The following is a 16,400-nucleotide window of genomic DNA, read 5'->3' on the forward strand; positions in this document are numbered from 1 at the left end:
GACTACGACTTCCCCCGGGCCCGCGCAGCTGCCCCGGCCCCCACGGCCCCGGCTCCGGCCCGCGCCGAAGGGGCGCCCGCGCGGGCGCCCCGGGACCGCTGGCTGCACCAGCCCGAGTGGGTACGGGCCCGGCGCGCCGCCGAGCCCGCAGGACCGCCCTCCCGGCGCACGGTGGTCGTCGTCTCCGACGGGGGCCGGCGGGCGCGGGAGCGCTGGCGCGGCCTGGAACGGCACAGCGCCCGGGTCGTGCACGTCACCGCCGCCGGGGCGTACGCCCGCCGCGCACCGGACCGGTACGAGACCGACCCCGCCGACCCCGGCTCCCTCGCCCGGGTCCTGGAGGAGGTCACCCGCGCGGCGCCGGACGGCGTGGACTGGCTGCACGCGCTGCCCCTGGGGGTGGACGGCGACCCCGGTGAGGAGTCGCTGGACGCCGCCCTGCGCACCTGTCTGGACGCGCCGGCCGCGCTGTGCCGGGCGCTGGCCGGGCTGCCGGAGGAGCGGCGGCCCCGGGTGTGGTGGCTGTCCCACGGGGCGCAGCCAGCCGCCGGGCCGGTGGACCGGCCCGAACTGGGGCTGCTGGCCGGTGCGGTGGAGGTACCGCGCCAGGAGCTGGGCCTGGACACCCGCTGGCTCGACCTGCCGGGCGCCGACCCCGCCGACTGGTCGGCGCTGCTGCCGCTCGCCCTGGCCGCGGACGGCCCCGCCACCCGCCTCGCCCTGCGCCGGGGCTACTGGTGGCAGCTCACCCACCAGCCGGTCGCATCGCCCGCGCGGCGGGACACCGGGCTGCTCACCGGCGCGGCCCCAGGCGCCGCCACGGACGCGGGCGTCCATCTCGTGCTGGGCGGCACGGGCGGCGTCGGCGGTGCCATCGCCGCCTGGCTCCTCGAACACACCGAGGGCCGGGTGGTGCTGCTCGCCCGCCGGGCGGAGCCGCCCCGCGCCCTGGAGCGCTGGGCGGGACGTGTCACCACCGTCACCGCCGACCTGGCGGCGGATCCGCTCGATGCCGTCCTCGCGCGGCTGGCCCCGCACCTCGCCGGCCCCGGCCGCCTCACCAGCGTGATCCACGCGGCCGGTGCCGCCGCGGGCGGCCTGCTCATACGCCGCGACGGCGCCGCGACGGCGGCCGCGAGCCGGGCCAAGCTGCGCGGCGCCCTCCTGGTGGAGCGCCTGATCGCGGACCGCTCCCCCGCCTGCGCCGTCTACTGCTCGTCCATGTCCGCGGCGTTCGGCGGCGTCGGCCAGTTCGACTACGCGGCGGCGAACGGCGCGCTCGACGCCTTCGCACGCCACGAGGGCGCCGGGCACGGAGGCGCCGAGCACGGAGGCGCCGAGCACGAAGGTACCGAGCACGAAGGTACCGAGCACGAGGGCGCCGAACACGGAGGCGCCGGGCACGGGAGGGCCGGGACCGACGGCTTCGGCGGGACCGGCGGCTCCGGCGGCTCCGGCGGCACCGTGCGGCTGGGCATCGGCTGGGACGCGTGGCGGGACGCCGGCATGGCGCGCGCGGCGCTCGGCGGCGATGCGCGGCACCGGGCCCATCTGGAGGTCGGCCTGTCCACGGCGGAGGCACTGGAGGTCCTCGGCGCGGCCGTCGAACTCCAGCTCCCGCACCTGCTGGTGTCCACCACCCCGCTGGAGGCGTCCCGGTACTTCTACGAGCCCGCGCGGACCACCGCCGCCGGGCCGCACACCGCTGCGCACGAGGCGGCCGGCGAGCTGACCGCGGCCCTGTGCCGACTGCTCGGCGTCGACAGCGCCGACAGCCTCGACCCGGACGCTTCCCTCTACGACCTCGGCGCCGACTCCCTCACCCTGCTGGACCTGCTCTCCGAGATCAAACGGCTGTGCGGCGTCGATCTCGACCTCGCCGAGCTCGGCCACGAGGTGAGCCTCAACCAGCTGCTGTCCCGCGCCCGTCCCGACCGCTCCACCGCAGACGGGTCGGCCGCAGGCGGGCCCGTGGCCGTCGAGGTGTGGCAGCCGGGCCACGAACGCGAGGTGCTGTGCCTGGTGCACCCCGTCGGCGGCGACATCCAGGCGTACCGGCCGCTGGTGTCCGCGCTGGCGTCCCTGGGGGCCGGGCCGACGGTCTGCCTCATCCCCGACCCGGCCCTGCGCGAGAGCGGGACGAGCCCTCCCGCCTGGTCGGTCGCGGAACGCGCGACCCGCTACCACGCCGCGCTGCGCGCCCGGTTCCCCGGCCCGGATGTGCGGTTCCGGTTCGCCGGATGGTCGTTCGGCGCCTGGGTCGCGCTCTCCATGGCGGCCGAGGCGGAGGCCGCGGGGCGGCCCGCCGATCACCTGTATCTGCTGGACCCGCCCGCTCCGGACGCCGGGGCGCGGCTCGGCGGCTACGACGAGGCCGCCATCCGCACGGTGTTCGACCGCGAGCTGCGCGGCAACGGGGAGCACGCGCCGCTCACCGGCACCGGACACGCGTACGCCGAGCGGCTCGCCCACTGCTGCCGCGCGAACCTCGCCGCCATGGCCGCCCACCGGCCGCCGCGCCTGTCGCACACCCCCAGCACCCTGTGGCTGGCCACCAGCGCGCTCGCGGACCCGCCGGACGCGCACGCGTGGGACGCGCTGCTGCCGCACCCCTCCTCCGTGCACCGGGTGGACGCCACCCACTACGGCCTCGTGGCCGCGCCGCACGCCGAGAGCGTCGCGCGGGCCATGCGCCGGCCGCGAACGCCCGGGGAGTGAACCCGCCACCGCCGCCCACCCACGGAGGAGTCATGGAACAGTTCGCGCTGGATGCCCTGGAGCGGGTCACCACCCGTCCCGCTGAGGACTACGGCACGCTCGGCGTCGCACCGCTCACGCCGGTCATCGGCGCCGAGGTCACCGGCCTGGACCTGGCCGAGGAGCTGACGCCCGCCGAGCAGGAGGCGGTCAAGCGGGCCTTCCTCACCCACCACGTGCTCGTCTTCCGCAACCAGCGGATCACCCCCGAGGACCACAAGCGGTTCGCCGCGCTCTTCGGTCCGCTGCACTCCGTGGTGCTCCCGGCCGAGGGCTCCGACCCGTACGTCCTGGAGATCAGCGCGGACCGTACGTCCCGCGACGTCGCGGGCAACGGCTGGCACGCCGACGGCACCGCGGAGGCCGAGCCGTCGCTCGGTTCGATGCTGTACCTCACCCGCACCCCGGAGCCCGGCAGCGGCGGCGACACGCTGTTCGCCAATATGCACCTCGCCTACGACATGCTGTCCCCGGCGATGAAGACGTTCCTGGACGGGCTGACCGCCGTGCACGACGGTCTGCGGCCCTGGCGGATGCTGGGAAAGACGCCGCCCCCCGAGTACGAGGTGCCGCGCACCGAGCACCCGGTGGTGGTCCGGCACCCCGACACCGGCCGCAAGCTGCTGTTCGTCAACGACCCCTACACCTCCCACATCCCCCAGCTCTCCGCCGCCGAGAGCAGCGCGGTGCTGGAGATGCTGCACATCCACACCGCCCGGACGGCGCTGCTGCAGTGCCGGGTGCGCTGGACGCCGAACACGCTGGTGTTCTGGGACAACCGCTGCGTCCAGCACCACGCCGTGTGGGACTACTACCCGCACTCCCGCTACGGGCAGCGCGTCGCCATCGACGGCACCCGGCCCCGGGCCTGACCGGGCCGGGAGCAGCCACCCGGTGCGAGCGCCGCCGCCCACCGGGGAGAAGATAGATACATGGCCACTACAAGCAGTACCCGCGAGCCCCGTCCCGCCGTCGCCACAGCTCCCGGGCGGCTGCGGGGCCGCGCGGCCGGGCCGGACGGCGCCGTCGCCGCGTTCCTGGGCGTTCCGTACGCGGCCTCGCCGACCGGAGCGCTGCGGTTCGCGCCGCCCCGCCCGCACCCGGGCTGGTCCGGCGTCCGGGACGCGGCCGAGCCGGGGCCTTCGGCGCCCCAGGCGGCGTCCCGGCTGGAGGCGGTGATGGGCGCCCGGACGCCCGACTGGGACGAGGAGGGGTGCCTGACCCTCAACGTCTGGACCCCGCGCGCGGCGCTCGGCCCGCGCCCCGCACGCCCGCGCGCGGTCCTGCTGTGGTTCCACGGCGGCGGGTTCACCAGCGGCTCCGGCGGCTGGGACTGGTACGACGGGGCGCGGCTGGCCGCACGGGGCGACATGGTGGTCGTCACCGCCAACTACCGGCTGGGGCCGCTCGGGTATCTCCACCTGCCGCAGATCGGCGCCGACAACCTCGGCACCCGGGACCAGACCGCCGCGCTCGCCTGGGTGCACCGCACGATCGCGGAGTTCGGCGGCGACCCCGCGCGGATCACGGTGGGCGGCCAGTCCGCCGGCGCCTTCTCGGCGGTGGCCCTGTCCGTCGACCCCGCGACGTCCGCGATGGTCCACCGGACGGTGGCGCAGTCCAGCCCGGCCGGGCTGGACCCCCAGGAGCCGGCCGAGGCGGCGCGCGCCGCCGACCGCTTCCTGCACCTGCTGGGGCTGCCCGGCCGGGAGCAGGGCCAGGACCGGGATCAGGACCGGGAACTGGGCCGCCGGCTGCGCGCCGTGCCGGCCGCGGAGCTGCTGGACGCCTACGCCGCGCTGTCGGCGGAGTGTTCACGCCCCGGACGGATCCTCCCGCCGATGTGCCCGGTGCTGGGCGGCGCGGGCTTTCCGGTGCGGCCCGCTGCGGCGCTGCGGGACGGTGCGATGGAGGGGCGCCCGGTGCTGGCGGGCACCACGGCCGACGAGATGACGGCCTTCGGCTCCCGGGGCGAGGCGCTCGCCGCCGACACCGCGCGCGTGTTCGCCGACGGCACGACGGAGATCGTCCGGCAGACCGCAGCGCGCGGCACCGCCGCGTTCCGCTACGTCTTCGAGCGCCGCCCCCGCCCGGACCCCGCAGGACTCGGCGCCTGTCACTGCGCCGAGCTGCCCTTCCTCTTCGGCACCTTCGACGCCTATCCGGGCGCGCCGATGCTCGGCGCGGTCGACGAAGCGGACCGCTCGCTGGGCCGCGCCCTCGCCGGTGCCGTGGCCGACTTCGTCAACGGCGGCTCGCCCTGGCCGTCGTACGGCGGCGGACACCCGCACGTCGAGTGTTTCGGGCGCTCCGCCGGGGAAGGGTGACCGTACCCGGCGGAACGGTCCGCTCCGCTGCGGGCCGGCTCTCCGCGGAGTCCGCGCGCAAGGAGGCCGGGCATCGGCCGGTGCACCACGCGAAACCCGTGGCCAACCAGGCTGTCGACGCTACTCTGGTATCCGGAGGGTGCCGTCCCGCAGTGCGAGCGGCGTGTGCGCCGCTCGCGCGCGAGCAGAGGGAGCTGACGTATGTCAGGGGAGTCCACTCGTGCGACCATCGACGCCTACTTGACGAGACTGAGCGAGCGTGACCTGGACGGGGCGGTCGGGCTGTGCTCGGACGACGTCGTCTGGGACGTGCCGTTCTCCGGCGCTGTCCCGTGGTCCGGGCAGCACACCGGGCACGCCGGAGTGCGGGAGTTCTTCCGGCAGATCCACGAGCACCTCGTCCCCGAGGAGTTCACCATCGCGCACATCGTGGTCGACGGCACCGAAGGGGTGATCCTGGGACATCTGCGGGACACCGTGAAGGCCACCGGCGCGCCGCTGGCCACGCACTTCGCCGCCCATGTCACGGTCACCGACGGAAAGATCAGCCACTACCGGCTCTTCGAGGACAGCCACGGCCTGGCCCGGGCGCTGGCCCCGGCCGGGAAGGCGTAGCCGTGAGTACCCCACGCGAACCGTCGCATCCGGCGGTGCGCGCCTTCGTCGCCGCCGTCAACTCCGGCGACCGGCAGGCGTTCCGGGCCGCCCTCACCGCCGACGCGACCATGTCCGACGTGGAGGTGGAGCACGACCTCGCGGAGTGGTCGGAGCGCGAGATCTTCTCCTCGGACGCGCGGATGGAGGTCGTGTCGGAGTCGGCCGACGGGCTGTCGCTGACCGCCCGCTACCACAACGACGTCTGGGGCGACATCGACACCGCGTGGACCTTCACCGCGACCGGCGACGGAAGAATCAGCCGGTTCGAAACGGGCCCGGCCTGAACCGGCGCCCTGCGGCTGATTCCCGTGCGCGCGCCGGATGCTCGGCCAGGGCGGCGGCCGTGAACGGGCAGAGCGCGGAGCGGACCCCGGGGCATCCCGGGGAGGTACGGGTGCGCGTGCTGGGCCCGGTGACGGTCGAGACGGCGGGCCGGCGGCTCAGTCTGGGGCCGCAGCAGCGGGCGCTGCTCGCGGCGCTGACGCTCGCCCGGGGGCGGCCGATCAGCCGGGACCGGCTGATCGAGCTCATCTGGGAGGGCGCCACCCCGGAGGGCGCGGTGGCCACGCTGCGCACCCATGTGCTGCATCTGCGCCGGGTGCTGGAGCCGCAGCGGCGCGCCCAGCTCGGCTACCGGATCCTGGTGAGCGTGGGCGGCCAGCGCGACACCAGCTACGCGCTGCAGCTCGGCGACGACCAGGTCGACGCGCAGCGGTTCCTGCGGCTCACCGAGGAGGCCCGGTACGCCGCCGGCAACGACGACGCGCGCACCGCCGTGCGACTGCTCGACCGGGCGCTGGCGCTGTGGTACGGGCCGGCGCTGGAGGAGGTGCGGGACCGCGGCTTCGCGCTCGCCGAGGTGAACCGGCTCGAAGAGATGCGGCTGGTGGCCCGGGAGGACCGCGTGGAGGCGCTGCTGGCGCTCGGCGGGCACGACGAGGTGATGGGCGAACTCGCCACGCTCGTCGCCGAGCACCCGCTGCGCGAACGGCTCAGGGCGCAGCTCATGCTCGCGCTGTACCGCGCGGGGCGGCAGGCGGACGCGCTGGCCGCGTACCGCGACATCTACCGGCTGCTGGACGAGGAGCTGGGCGTGGCGCCCGGCCGTCCGCTCGCTGAGCTGCACCAGCGGGTGCTGGGCGCCGACCCGGGGCTGGACCTGGCGCCGGAGCGGCAGCGCACCGAACTCGCCCCCGCCGCCGCTCCCCCGCGCCCCGTGCCGCGCCAGCTCCCTCCGGACGTCCGCAGCTTCACGGGCCGCGAGACCTATCTGCGGGAGCTGGACTCCCTGCTGCCCGCGGGCGAGCCGACGGCGGGCCAGACCCTGGTGATCTCCTCGCTGCACGGCATGGCCGGCGCCGGGAAGACCGCGCTGGCCGTGCGCTGGGCGCACTCCGCCTCCGCGCGCTTCCCCGACGGCCAGCTCTTCCTCCCGCTCAACGGGTACGGGCCCGGCCGGGCGCTCACTCCCGACGAGGCGCTGGGGCAGGCGCTGCGCGGCCTCGGCGTGGCCCCCGCGCACCTGCCGGAGGGGCCGGACGAGAAGGCGGGGCTGTACCGCTCGCTGCTCGCCGACAAGCGGGTGCTGGTCGTCCTGGACGACGCCGCCGGGCTGGACCAGGTCCGGCCGCTGCTCCCGGGCTCCCCGTACTGCTTCGTGGTCGTCACCAGCCGCAACGACCTGCGCGGACTGACCGCCTTCCACGACGCGCACCGGGTCGGCCTGGAGGTGCTCTCCGACGACGAGTCGACGGCCCTGCTCGCGCGCGCGGCCGGCGCCGACCGGGTGCGGGACGAACCCGAGGCCGCGGCGGCCCTGGTGCGGCTGTGCCGGAACCTGCCCCTGGCGCTGCGCATCGTGGCCGCGCACCTGGTCGGCGACCGGTACCGCCGTATCGTCGACGTGGTGCGCGCCCTGGAGGACGGCGGACGGCTGTCCGGGCTCACCGTCGAGGGGGAGCAGCAGATCTCGGTGCGCGCGGCGTTCGAGCAGTCCTACCGCACACTGCCCGAGGCCGAGCGCGCGCTGTTCCGCAGGCTGGGACTGGCACCGATGGCCGAGCTGCCCGCGCAGGCCGTCGCGGCCCTGGCGGGCACGGAGCAGGAGGAGACGGCCCGCTCGCTTGAGCGGCTGGTCAGCAGGAGCATGTTGGACGTCCCCGTGCCGGGCCGGTACCGCTGCCACGAGCTGCTGTGGCGGTACGCGGCGGAGCTGGCGGAGCAGGAGGACGAAGCGGCCGAGCGCGACAGCGCGCGGCGGCGCCTGCTCTCCTGGTATCTGACCGCCGCCGACCGCGCCGCGCACACCCTGCACGGCACCTTCTACTCCTGGTACACCGGCACCGCGAGCGAGCCCACCGAGCCCGGCGTGCGCGGGCGGGACTTCGCGGGCGCCGCCGACGCCGACGGCTGGCTCACCACCGAGTATCTGAACCTGCTCGCCTGCACCGAGCAGGCCGCCGTGCACGGCCCGCAGGAGTACGCCTGGAAGCTGATGCTCGCCCTGCACGGACATCTGACGGCGTACGGCCAGCGCTCCGACTGGCTGTGCGCGGCGCGCGAGGTGCTGCGCGCGGTCGAGGCCACCGAGGACCACTACGGGCAGGCCGTCATGAACTGGAGCCTGGGCTACGTCCTGTGGGAACTGGGGCGGCACGACGAGTCCGTCGCGCACAGCAGGCGCGCCGAGGAGCGGTACGGGCAGCTGGGCGCCGAGGCGGAGCGCGGCGGGGCGCTGCTGGGGCTCGCCGCCGCGCACCGGGAGCGCGCGGAGCACGAGCCGGCCGAGGCGTACGCCCGGCAGGCGCTGGACCTCTACGAGCAGTGGGACGAGGACGCGGGCCTGGCCTGGGCGGCGCACCTGCTGGGCCTCGTCCACCTGGACCGCGGCGCGCTGCCCGCGGCCCGCGCGCACTTCGAACGCGCCCGGCAGGCGGGAGAGCGCTCCGGGGACGCGCACTCGGCGCTGCTGCCGCGCTACGGGCTGGGCACCGTGGACCGTCTGCTGGGCCGCACCCAGGACGCGCTGACCCTGCTCAGCCCGGTGGCGGCCGCGCAGGATCCGCTGCTCTCCTCGTACGCGGGAGAGACGGCGCTGTGCGCGCTCGCCCTGGCCTGCCGGGACACCGGCGACCCCCGGCTGGCCCTCAAGCACGCCGCCGACGCGCTCAACTCCACGCAGCGCGCACACCGCCGGCTCTCCGAGCCGGAGGCGCTGAACACCGCGGGCGCGGTGCTGCTGAGCCTGGGGGACCTGCAGGACGCCGAGCAGCACTACCGGCGGGCCCTCGACCTCGCGGTCGACGCGGCGTGCCGGCGCGCCGAGTCGGTGGCCCGCACCGGCCTCGCGGCGGTGCACCGCCGTAGCGGGCAGCCGCGTGTGGCGCTGGGGCACGCCCGGGGAGCGCTGGAGACGGCACGGCGGGCGGGACTGCGGCTCGCGGAGGGGGACGCGCTGGTGGAGCAGGCCCGGGTGCACGCGCAGGCGGGCCGGCGGCGCAGGGCGCGGGAGGCGGCGGAGGCGGCGGTGCGCGTCTTCAGCGAGACGGGGTGCGTGGCGGGCCTGCGGGAGGCCGCGCCCCTGCTGGACACGTAGCCATGGCCACGGGGTTGCCCCGGCCGGTCCGCCGCCGCCTGCGGGTGTCTTGTGGCTGGTCGCGCAGTTCCCCGCGTCCCTCCGGGGCGCTCAAGGCGGAAAGGGGCAGGGGCAGCCCCTCCCGTGTCACCAGAGCGCCCTGGTCACAGCGGTGGCCAGCGCGGCGACGAGCACCACGAGCGGCACCGCGAGCTTGAGGCGCCACGCCACGAGCGCCGCGGCGAATCCGGCGAGCCGCGCGTCGAGCACGATGCCGTCCGAGTCCGCGGAGTCCACAAGCTGGGTGACGACGAGCGCTGCCAGCAGCGCGGGCGTCAGACAGCTCACGAACCGGGGGAACCAGAGGGGCAGTTCGCGCTCGCCCATGAGCAGCGCCCCCGCGCCCTTGAGCAGGAACGTGGTGCCGGCGAGTGCGGCCACGACCAGCCAGGGCTCGCTCATGACGCCGTCCTCCAGGTCCACACCACCGCGATGCCGACCGCCAGCGCGATGGCCAGGTCGGGCGTGCCCAGCGCGGTCAGGGCGAGCGCCCCGGCCGCCGCGGCGGCCCCCGCGCCGGGGCGGGTGAGCGCCGCGCGGCCCAGCCGCCGGGCGATCCCGGCGGCCGGCGCCGGGGCGTCGCCTTCGCCTGCGCCTTCGCCGTCCTGCCTGGGCGCCAGATGCGGGGCGAGCAGCAGGAAGAACAGCACGGGCGAGACGGCGTCGAGGCCGAGGGTGAGGATGTCGACGGCCTTCAGCGGTCCGAGCGCGCCCAGCAGGGTGCCGGCGACCCAGCCGACCCACAGCACGGCGCCGGAGGAGAGCAGCCGGGCGCGGTCGAAGCGCCCGTCGGCGTCGCTGGCGATGGCCCAGGACTCCTCGATGACCAGCTGCGACTCGACGGAGCGGCGGGCCCGTCCGCCGCGCAGCGCGGGCAGGATGGCGAAGCCCATCACCAGGTAGCGCAGGTTGAGCAGCGTGCCGGTGACGACTGCCGCGGCCCAGCCGCCGCCGTTGATGAGCACGGACACCGCGGCGAACTGCGCGGAGCCGACGAAGACGACACCCGACATCGAGCCGGAGGCCAGCGCGGAGAACCCGGCGCCCTCGGCGAGCACCCCGAAGGAGATGCCGAAGGCGAAGACGGCCACGGTGAACGGCACGGCGGCACGGGCCCCCGCGGCGTAGGCGGCGCGGCGGCCCGAGGGGCGCTCCCGCGCCTGGGTCACGCCCGGAACCCGCGCTCGGCGTAGGGGAACCCCTCCAGTTCGTTGGCGGCCTCGGTGTCGTCCCGGCGGGACGCGTAGTAGATCCGCACCTCGTCGATCAGGCCGGCGTCGTCGAACCGGTAGACCTCGGCGCCCCGCAGCACCGTGCCCAGGCCGGGCTTGACGCTGGTCCACTCGCACACGGCGGTGCGGGTGCGCTCGTCGGCGTACACGCCGTCGACGGTCCACGACGAGGAGTTGGCGCGCACGTCCGCGCCCCAGCGCTCCACGATGGGGTCGATGCCGTACACGGGGCCGTGCATGCCCTTCGCGAGGTAGTGCACGACGTTCTCCGAGACGCACTGGGCGAACAGGTCCCGGTCCACCGCGTTGCACGCCGCGAAGTACCGCCGCACGGCGGTCTCCATGGTGTCCCGGTCCGGGCCCGCTCCCGGTGCGGACCCGGCCGGCTGTGCTGACTGCTCCATCGGTCACCTTTCCGCTGGTGTGAAGGCGAGTGCGGGTGCGGAGGCCAGGGACGCGCGGACCGTGCGCAGGACGCGCTGCTCCCCGGTGAAGCGGTACCGGTCGCCGTCCGCGCCCTCCGGCAGCAGGGTGCGCACCAGGGCCTTGGCGGCCGACCGGTATGCGCGCGGTGTGGTGGCGGCGGCCTCCAGCTCCGCCACCGCGTCGGCCAGTTCGCGCAGGGCCGCCAGAACGCGCGGGCGGTGCAGCCGCAGCGCGCCGCCCTCCGGGGTGAGCGCGTCGCGTTCGCGCAGCCAGGAGAAGAGGAACACGCCGGTGGCCGCGTCGAAGCTGCGCTGTGCGTCGTCGGCCAGCGGGTAGCGGAAGACGCGCTCCAGCAGGATCATGTCGATCTGCTCGGAACCGTGCGGGACGCCGTCGGCGGCGCAGGCGAGCGCGGTCCGCGCGTCGACCTTCAGCTCCTCCAGCACGCCGATGAACCAGTTCATCTTCAGCTTGACGTGCTGGTCCAGGGGCCAGGGGCCCTGGTGGTGGAAGTAGTCGTGCAGATAGCCCCACAGGGCGCGGGCCTGGTAGCAGGTCTCCGGGTCGAGGCCCTGCGAGGAGCGGGGCACCGAGTCCGGGGTGAGGACGGCCTCGGCGGACGGCAGCGCGTAGGTCTCGTGGATCCGGCGGAACTTGCTGAAGAAGAAGATCGCGTACGCCTGGCCGCGCACCTTGTCGTGCGCGGCCACGTTCTCGGGGAAGAAGACCAGGCAGTTGCCCCGGGCGAAGCCGTCGCTGCCGGCGAGCAGCACCGTGGCCTGGCAGTTGTTCTTCGGGTGCGGGAAGTCACGGGCGAGCCGGCCGAGCGCGTCCGGCTCCCGGCGGCGCACCAGGAAGAACTCCAGCCGGCTGCCCACCGGCGGCACGCTGTTGGTGGTGTGCACGGGCGCCAGGAACGCGGCCCAGCCGCCGTCCGGGGGCGCGGCCAGGGCGTCCCGGGAGCGCGCGAAGTGCGGCGGCGTGTCCAGTCCGGCCGCCACCCAGTCGGCCACATCCGCGGTGAGCGCGTCGGCCTGCTCGGCGCGCCCGTGGCTCCGCAGCCAGGCCGCGCCCTCCGCGCCCACGGCGGTCAGCTCGCGCGCGGCGTCCGCGGAGGGCGCGGCGACGGTGCCGTCGTCGCGCTGGCGGCGGCGGAACGCGTTCACGCGGGGGATCAGCGTGCGGGTGAGCGCGTACGCCTCGGGCACCATCGCGTCGTCGTACGGAAGCGCCCCGCTCATTCCCCCTCCCCGTGGACCTGGTGGACGGTGAAGACCATGGGGACGGGGCCGAAGTTCCGCACCACGTCGAGCCCGTGGGCGCGGGCGGCCACGATGGTGGTCACACAGCCCTCGGCCGTCCCCTCGGCGCAGTCCAGCGCGGCCTGGGAGTTGCTCGCCGCCGGGAGCACGGCGGCCTCCTGCGGCGCGAGCCCGGCCGGTGCCGGGTGGGTGGCGACGGTGCGGGGCTCCCGGGGCATGCCGGGCGCGGCGGCCAGCACCATCTCGTATGTGGGCGCCACGAAGCTGTCGACCATCCGGCAGGTCTGCAGGTTGCCGAAGACCAGGGTGTGCAACTGCGGATACACCGCGCAGGCCACCAGGGCGTGCTCGCCGGTCCTGGGGACGGTCTCCAGCGCGCCCTCCAGCGACGGGTGCAGCCGCACCGTCCCCGCGCCCGCCAGCCCCCTGGCCCGCAGCCACTGGTGCGCCGCCGCTTCGAGGTTGGTGCCGGAGGGTCCCAGCGTGTGCAGATGGCGGATGCGGCCGAGGCGCCGGACGCGGTCGGCTTCCGGGCCCGGCTGTGTGCCGGGAGTCGGTGGATGGTCAGCGGAGACCGTGCCCTGTGACATGTGCTCTCCCTCCCGCATGCCGTCGTACGGCATCGAAGGTGATGACAACCCAGGAGTGGTGACCGGACGGCATGCGCGGTGCGCGCGGTGCGGGCCCCGCGACGCTTCGGGCGCGACGCACGCTACCGCGCGGGCACACCGAGTGTCGAGGTCGCCGCTCCCCGGTCCGGCGGGCCGGTTCCACGCATCTTTCACTCCGCTGTGTGACTCTGATCCGGTGAGGCTCGGACGGATCACCGGACCGGGCGCGGCACAGGCCCCCACGGGGGAGGGCCTGTGCCAGGAGAGTGCGGCACGGACCGCAGCGAGGGGGGAGGTCCGTGCCCGCGGAAGGCACGGACCGCAGCGAGGATCCGTGCCTTCCGTGCCGTGTGCGCTGCGCCAGAGTGCCGGGAAGGGAGGGCGCGCGTCCCGCGCTACGTACCCAGCTCGGTCCGCAGGCCGGGCTGGAGGCGGTCGCCGTGGGCCCGCACCATCGCGTCGCACAGCTCCCAGATCCGCTCGACGGGGAGCGCCGCCGCGGTGGCCGGGTCCGTCATGACGGCCTGCCGCACCCGCACCGGGTCGTCGTCCAGCGCGGCGCCCACGACCAGGTCGGCCGTGCTCAGATACGCGCGGTTGAGCGCGGCCAACTGGGCGGGCAGCGCGCCGGCCCGGGTGGGGTGCACGCCCGAGGCGTCCACCCGGCAGGGGACCTCCACGGCGCCGCCGGCGGGCAGGTTGTCGATGAGGCCGTGGTTGGGCACGTTGCCGTAGACGGTGCGCGGCGTGCCGGTGACCACGCTGTGGATCAGCTGCGGCGCGTACTCCATCGTGCCCTCGGCGCGCAGCGGGCGGCCGGCGGCGAGCGCGTCGCGGGTCCGCTCGTATGCGGCGGTGTTCTCGTCCACGATGTCGAGGTACGCGCCCACCGGGAGCCGCAGGCGCTCGATCTCGCTGTCGTGGTGCAGGTACCACGGCACGTACTCCGAGGAGTGCTCGCTGGTCTCGGTCGGGTAGTAGCCCAGCCGCCGGTACAGGTCCACCCGGGTTCTGCGGCGCAGCTGGGGGTCCTGCTCGATGAGCGCGTCCAGCCTCGGGTACAGGTTCTCCCCCGCGCGGGTGAACTCCAGCACCCACGCCTGGTGGTTGACGCCCGCCGCGCGGTAGGAGACCTCCTGGTACGGCACGCCGACCAGCTCCGCGAGACCGTGCATGGTCCAGTGCACCGAGTGGCACAGGCCCACCACGCGGGTGAGTCCGGTGGCCTGCGCCAGGTACTGGACGTTCATGGCCATCGGGTTGGTTTGATCTCCTCTCCCCGCTGGGGCGAGGAGAATCCCATGTCAGGCCGCGTGCGGCTGAGTGGGTGGTTGACGCTTCGCAGACCGGGTACTCCCGAGGTCTCCACGTCCTGACACCGCCGATCCGGCGGCGTGATCTATGTTGCGGCTCGCGTTGGTGTCCGCGTTCGCCTGGTATCCGCAGCCCTTGGCCTTGCAGGCGAAGCGGGCCTGCGTTTCCCGGCTGCCGGGCGTGATGAACCCGCAGGCCGAGCAGCGGCGTGAGGTGTTCGGGGCGGGGACCTTGACGACGATGCCGCCGCGCTGGGCGGCCTTGTACTCCAGCATCGTCACCGTGCGGCCCCAGGCTTCCCCGGCGATGGCGCGGTTGAGTCCGGCCTTCTGGCGGATGTTGGTGCCGGGGGCTTCCACGGTCCCCTTGGCGGACTTGACCATGTTCGTGATGGCCAGGTCTTCCACCCCGATCCGCGAGAACGTCTCGGCGATCTCGGTGGTGGTCTTGTGCTGCCAGTCGACTGCTCGGCGCTTGGCTGTTGCGCGGAGCTGGGCGATCTGGTCGTACGTGCGGCGGAGCCGGTTCGAGGTCGGCTCGCCCTTCTTGCGGGTGCGGCGCTTGCGTTCCTTGGCCTTCTCCAGACGGCGCAGCCGCTCGGCTTCACCGGGTGTGCGCCATGGGTCGTGCTCGCGGAAGCTGCCGTCCGACAGGGCGAGGGGCTTGGCGATGCCCCGGTCAATGCCCACGGTCGGCCCGGCGTGCTCGGCGGGTTCGGGTACCTCGGTCTGGATGCGGAAGACGACGTGCCAGCCGTTCGCCTCGCGGACGAGGCGGGCGCCGGTGACCTTGTTCAGCTTGTCGGCGCGCTTGCCGACCGGAAGGTCTCGGGTCCAGCGGAACAGCACGAACCCGATCTTCGGGGCCCACATGCGTCCCCAGCGGCGGTTGAGCCGCACGATCTGGAGGTCTCGGCCCTGGGGGATGTCGATGGCCATGCGGGACCGGAAGCGGCCCTTGAAGTTCGGCGCCTCGGCGCGGCCTTCCCAGCAGTTCACCCAGGCCCGGAGGTACGTCTTGAGTACCTGCTGAGCTGCCTGCGCGGGGAGTACCCCGAGCCAGGGAAGGTCCTTGCGGCCTTGCCGTATCGCCTCGTCGGCCGCACCGAGGGTGCGCTTGTCTTTGGGGAGCATCGTCCACCAGTCGTGAACGAGGTTCCACATCGTGCGGGCCGCATGCCCCTGGTCTTCGGCGGCCTGTTCCTGGGAGGGCGTGAAGTACACCTTGGCCTTGTGGCCGCGCTGCTGCTTCAACTTCCCTCCCCGGTCTGCTCGTTAGCCGTTTCGATCATCATACTACACTTGGTTCATGTCGCCTCGATGGGAAGAAAGTCCGGACGTGCGCAGGGGTGCGCACGTCGCCTACAACCTTCACGTGCATTTGGTGTTCGTCACGAGATACCGGTGTAAGGTCTTCACGCCCGAGATACTGACGCGCTGCGAGGAGATCATGCGCGACGTGTGCGCAGACTTCGAGGCGGAGCTGAAGCGGTTCAACGGCGAACGCGATCACGTCCACCTGCTCGTGCACTACCCGCCCAAGGTCGCCATCTCGAAGCTGGTGAACAGCCTCAAGGGCGTCTCGTCTCGGCGCCTGCGCCAAGAGTTCACGTACAACGTCAACCGGGCGATCATGCACGGCCGCTTCTGGTCCGGCTCGTACTTCGCCGGTTCCTGCGGTGGAGCACCGCTGGCAGTGGTCAAGCGATACATAGAGGCACAGGACCGCCCTGGCCCCCAGCCAGCCGGTAGGTGGGGCGATTCACCTACCGGCCGAAGCCGGTAGCACTCTCGCGACTCACAGGTAGAGGCCGACCTGCGGGCTGCGGGCGACGCTGGCCAGGTCGGAGCCGAAGACGTAGGCGATGTCCGGGTAGGCGCCCGAGGCGAGCGCGGCGGTGACCTTCTGCAGCATCGTGTCGGCGAGCACCCCGCCGCCCAGGTCGACCCGGATGTCCGGATGGCTGCGGTGGAAGTCGGCCACCAGCCGCTTCAGCGCGGCGCGCGCGGTGTCGGCCTGGCCGTGCCACACCCGGATGGTGACCCTGCCGTCGGCGCCGACGCCGTCGTCCTTGCCCGGTGCGCAGCCGGGTGCCGCGGCGCCCGCGGCGGCGGCCAGGGCGAGGGCCCCGCCGCCGCGCAGCACGCGGCGGCGCGGGGGCGGCGGTACGGGGGCACGGG

At 74.7% G+C, this 16,400-nt stretch carries 13 protein-coding genes and 2 pseudogenes; 7 read left to right on the plus strand and 8 right to left on the minus strand.

The features are described from left to right. The 6 genes from G5C65_RS39240 to G5C65_RS14595 form a co-directional block, all read left to right on the plus strand. A partial coding sequence (locus G5C65_RS39240) for a KR domain-containing protein (protein ID WP_241265792.1) occupies window positions 1-2,718 on the plus strand: 2,718 nt, incomplete at its 5' end. A gap of 32 nt (window positions 2,719-2,750) precedes the next feature. Next, window positions 2,751-3,629 carry a TauD/TfdA dioxygenase family protein gene (locus tag G5C65_RS14575; RefSeq protein ID WP_165299240.1) on the plus strand — a complete coding sequence of 293 codons (879 nt, stop codon included), beginning with the start codon at window positions 2,751-2,753 and terminating at the stop codon, window positions 3,627-3,629. Between the two features lie 60 nt (window positions 3,630-3,689). After that, a complete protein-coding gene (locus G5C65_RS14580; protein ID WP_165299241.1) occupies window positions 3,690-5,084 on the plus strand; it encodes a carboxylesterase family protein in 1,395 nt (464 codons plus the stop codon). A 201-nt stretch (window positions 5,085-5,285) separates the two neighbouring features. Then, window positions 5,286-5,699: a nuclear transport factor 2 family protein gene (locus G5C65_RS14585; protein WP_165299242.1), complete on the plus strand. Its 414-nt coding sequence runs from the start codon at window positions 5,286-5,288 to the stop codon at window positions 5,697-5,699. 2 nt (window positions 5,700-5,701) lie between these two features. After that, window positions 5,702-6,025: a nuclear transport factor 2 family protein gene (locus G5C65_RS14590; protein ID WP_165299243.1), complete on the plus strand. Its 324-nt coding sequence runs from the start codon at window positions 5,702-5,704 to the stop codon at window positions 6,023-6,025. A 59-nt stretch (window positions 6,026-6,084) separates the two neighbouring features. Then, window positions 6,085-9,336 carry a BTAD domain-containing putative transcriptional regulator gene (locus G5C65_RS14595; protein ID WP_165299244.1) on the plus strand — a complete coding sequence of 1,084 codons (3,252 nt, stop codon included), beginning with the start codon at window positions 6,085-6,087 and terminating at the stop codon, window positions 9,334-9,336. A gap of 126 nt (window positions 9,337-9,462) precedes the next feature. Here G5C65_RS14595 and G5C65_RS14600 read toward each other — a convergent pair whose 3' ends face one another. The 7 genes and pseudogenes from G5C65_RS14600 to G5C65_RS14630 form a co-directional block, all read right to left on the minus strand. After that, complete coding sequence (locus G5C65_RS14600) at window positions 9,463-9,777, minus strand: AzlD domain-containing protein (protein WP_165299245.1); 315 nt, start codon at window positions 9,775-9,777, stop codon at window positions 9,463-9,465. After that, entirely contained in the window at window positions 9,774-10,544 is a 771-nt protein-coding gene (locus G5C65_RS14605; protein ID WP_165299246.1) for an AzlC family ABC transporter permease, read from the minus strand. The genes G5C65_RS14600 and G5C65_RS14605 overlap by 4 nt, the downstream gene beginning before the upstream one ends. After that, entirely contained in the window at window positions 10,541-11,011 is a 471-nt protein-coding gene (locus G5C65_RS14610) for a nuclear transport factor 2 family protein (RefSeq protein ID WP_165299247.1), read from the minus strand. The genes G5C65_RS14605 and G5C65_RS14610 overlap by 4 nt, the downstream gene beginning before the upstream one ends. A gap of 3 nt (window positions 11,012-11,014) precedes the next feature. Further along, on the minus strand, window positions 11,015-12,274 hold the full coding sequence (locus G5C65_RS14615; protein WP_165299248.1) for a DUF6421 family protein: 1,260 nt from the start codon (window positions 12,272-12,274) through the stop codon (window positions 11,015-11,017). Continuing rightward, window positions 12,271-12,885: a type 2 periplasmic-binding domain-containing protein gene (locus G5C65_RS14620; protein ID WP_241265793.1), complete on the minus strand. Its 615-nt coding sequence runs from the start codon at window positions 12,883-12,885 to the stop codon at window positions 12,271-12,273. Before G5C65_RS14620 ends, G5C65_RS14615 begins: the two co-directional genes overlap by 4 nt. A 416-nt stretch (window positions 12,886-13,301) precedes the next feature. Then, window positions 13,302-14,171 (minus strand): annotated as a pseudogene (locus G5C65_RS14625) (family 4 glycosyl hydrolase); the annotation flags it as partial. A 39-nt stretch (window positions 14,172-14,210) separates the two neighbouring features. Continuing rightward, window positions 14,211-15,473: an RNA-guided endonuclease InsQ/TnpB family protein gene (locus G5C65_RS14630; RefSeq protein WP_165299249.1), complete on the minus strand. Its 1,263-nt coding sequence runs from the start codon at window positions 15,471-15,473 to the stop codon at window positions 14,211-14,213. 55 nt (window positions 15,474-15,528) lie between these two features. Between G5C65_RS14630 and tnpA the strand changes: the two genes are divergently transcribed. Continuing rightward, on the plus strand, window positions 15,529-16,005 hold the full coding sequence (tnpA, locus tag G5C65_RS14635; RefSeq protein WP_165299250.1) for an IS200/IS605 family transposase: 477 nt from the start codon (window positions 15,529-15,531) through the stop codon (window positions 16,003-16,005). Between the two features lie 27 nt (window positions 16,006-16,032). Here the strand turns inward: tnpA and G5C65_RS14640 are convergent. Then, window positions 16,033-16,362, minus strand: a pseudogene (locus tag G5C65_RS14640) (extracellular solute-binding protein); the annotation flags it as partial. Window positions 16,363-16,400: the final 38 nt, after the last annotated feature.

Source organism: Streptomyces boncukensis, from assembly GCF_011045075.1.
GTDB classification, from domain to species: Bacteria; Actinomycetota; Actinomycetes; order Streptomycetales; family Streptomycetaceae; genus Streptomyces; species Streptomyces boncukensis.

Excerpts from the sequence above, each read along its gene's own strand:
- G5C65_RS14575 (WP_165299240.1), top strand. The coding sequence starts at position 2,751 with ATGGAACAGTTCGCGCTGGATGCCCTGGAGCGGGTCACCACCCGTCCC.
- G5C65_RS14580 (WP_165299241.1), top strand. The coding sequence starts at position 3,690 with ATGGCCACTACAAGCAGTACCCGCGAGCCCCGTCCCGCCGTCGCCACA.
- G5C65_RS14585 (WP_165299242.1), top strand. The coding sequence starts at position 5,286 with ATGTCAGGGGAGTCCACTCGTGCGACCATCGACGCCTACTTGACGAGA.
- G5C65_RS14600 (WP_165299245.1), bottom strand. The coding sequence starts at position 9,777 with ATGAGCGAGCCCTGGCTGGTCGTGGCCGCACTCGCCGGCACCACGTTC.
- G5C65_RS14610 (WP_165299247.1), bottom strand. The coding sequence starts at position 11,011 with ATGGAGCAGTCAGCACAGCCGGCCGGGTCCGCACCGGGAGCGGGCCCG.
- G5C65_RS14615 (WP_165299248.1), bottom strand. The coding sequence starts at position 12,274 with ATGAGCGGGGCGCTTCCGTACGACGACGCGATGGTGCCCGAGGCGTAC.
- G5C65_RS14620 (WP_241265793.1), bottom strand. The coding sequence starts at position 12,885 with ATGTCACAGGGCACGGTCTCCGCTGACCATCCACCGACTCCCGGCACA.
- tnpA (WP_165299250.1), top strand. The coding sequence starts at position 15,529 with ATGTCGCCTCGATGGGAAGAAAGTCCGGACGTGCGCAGGGGTGCGCAC.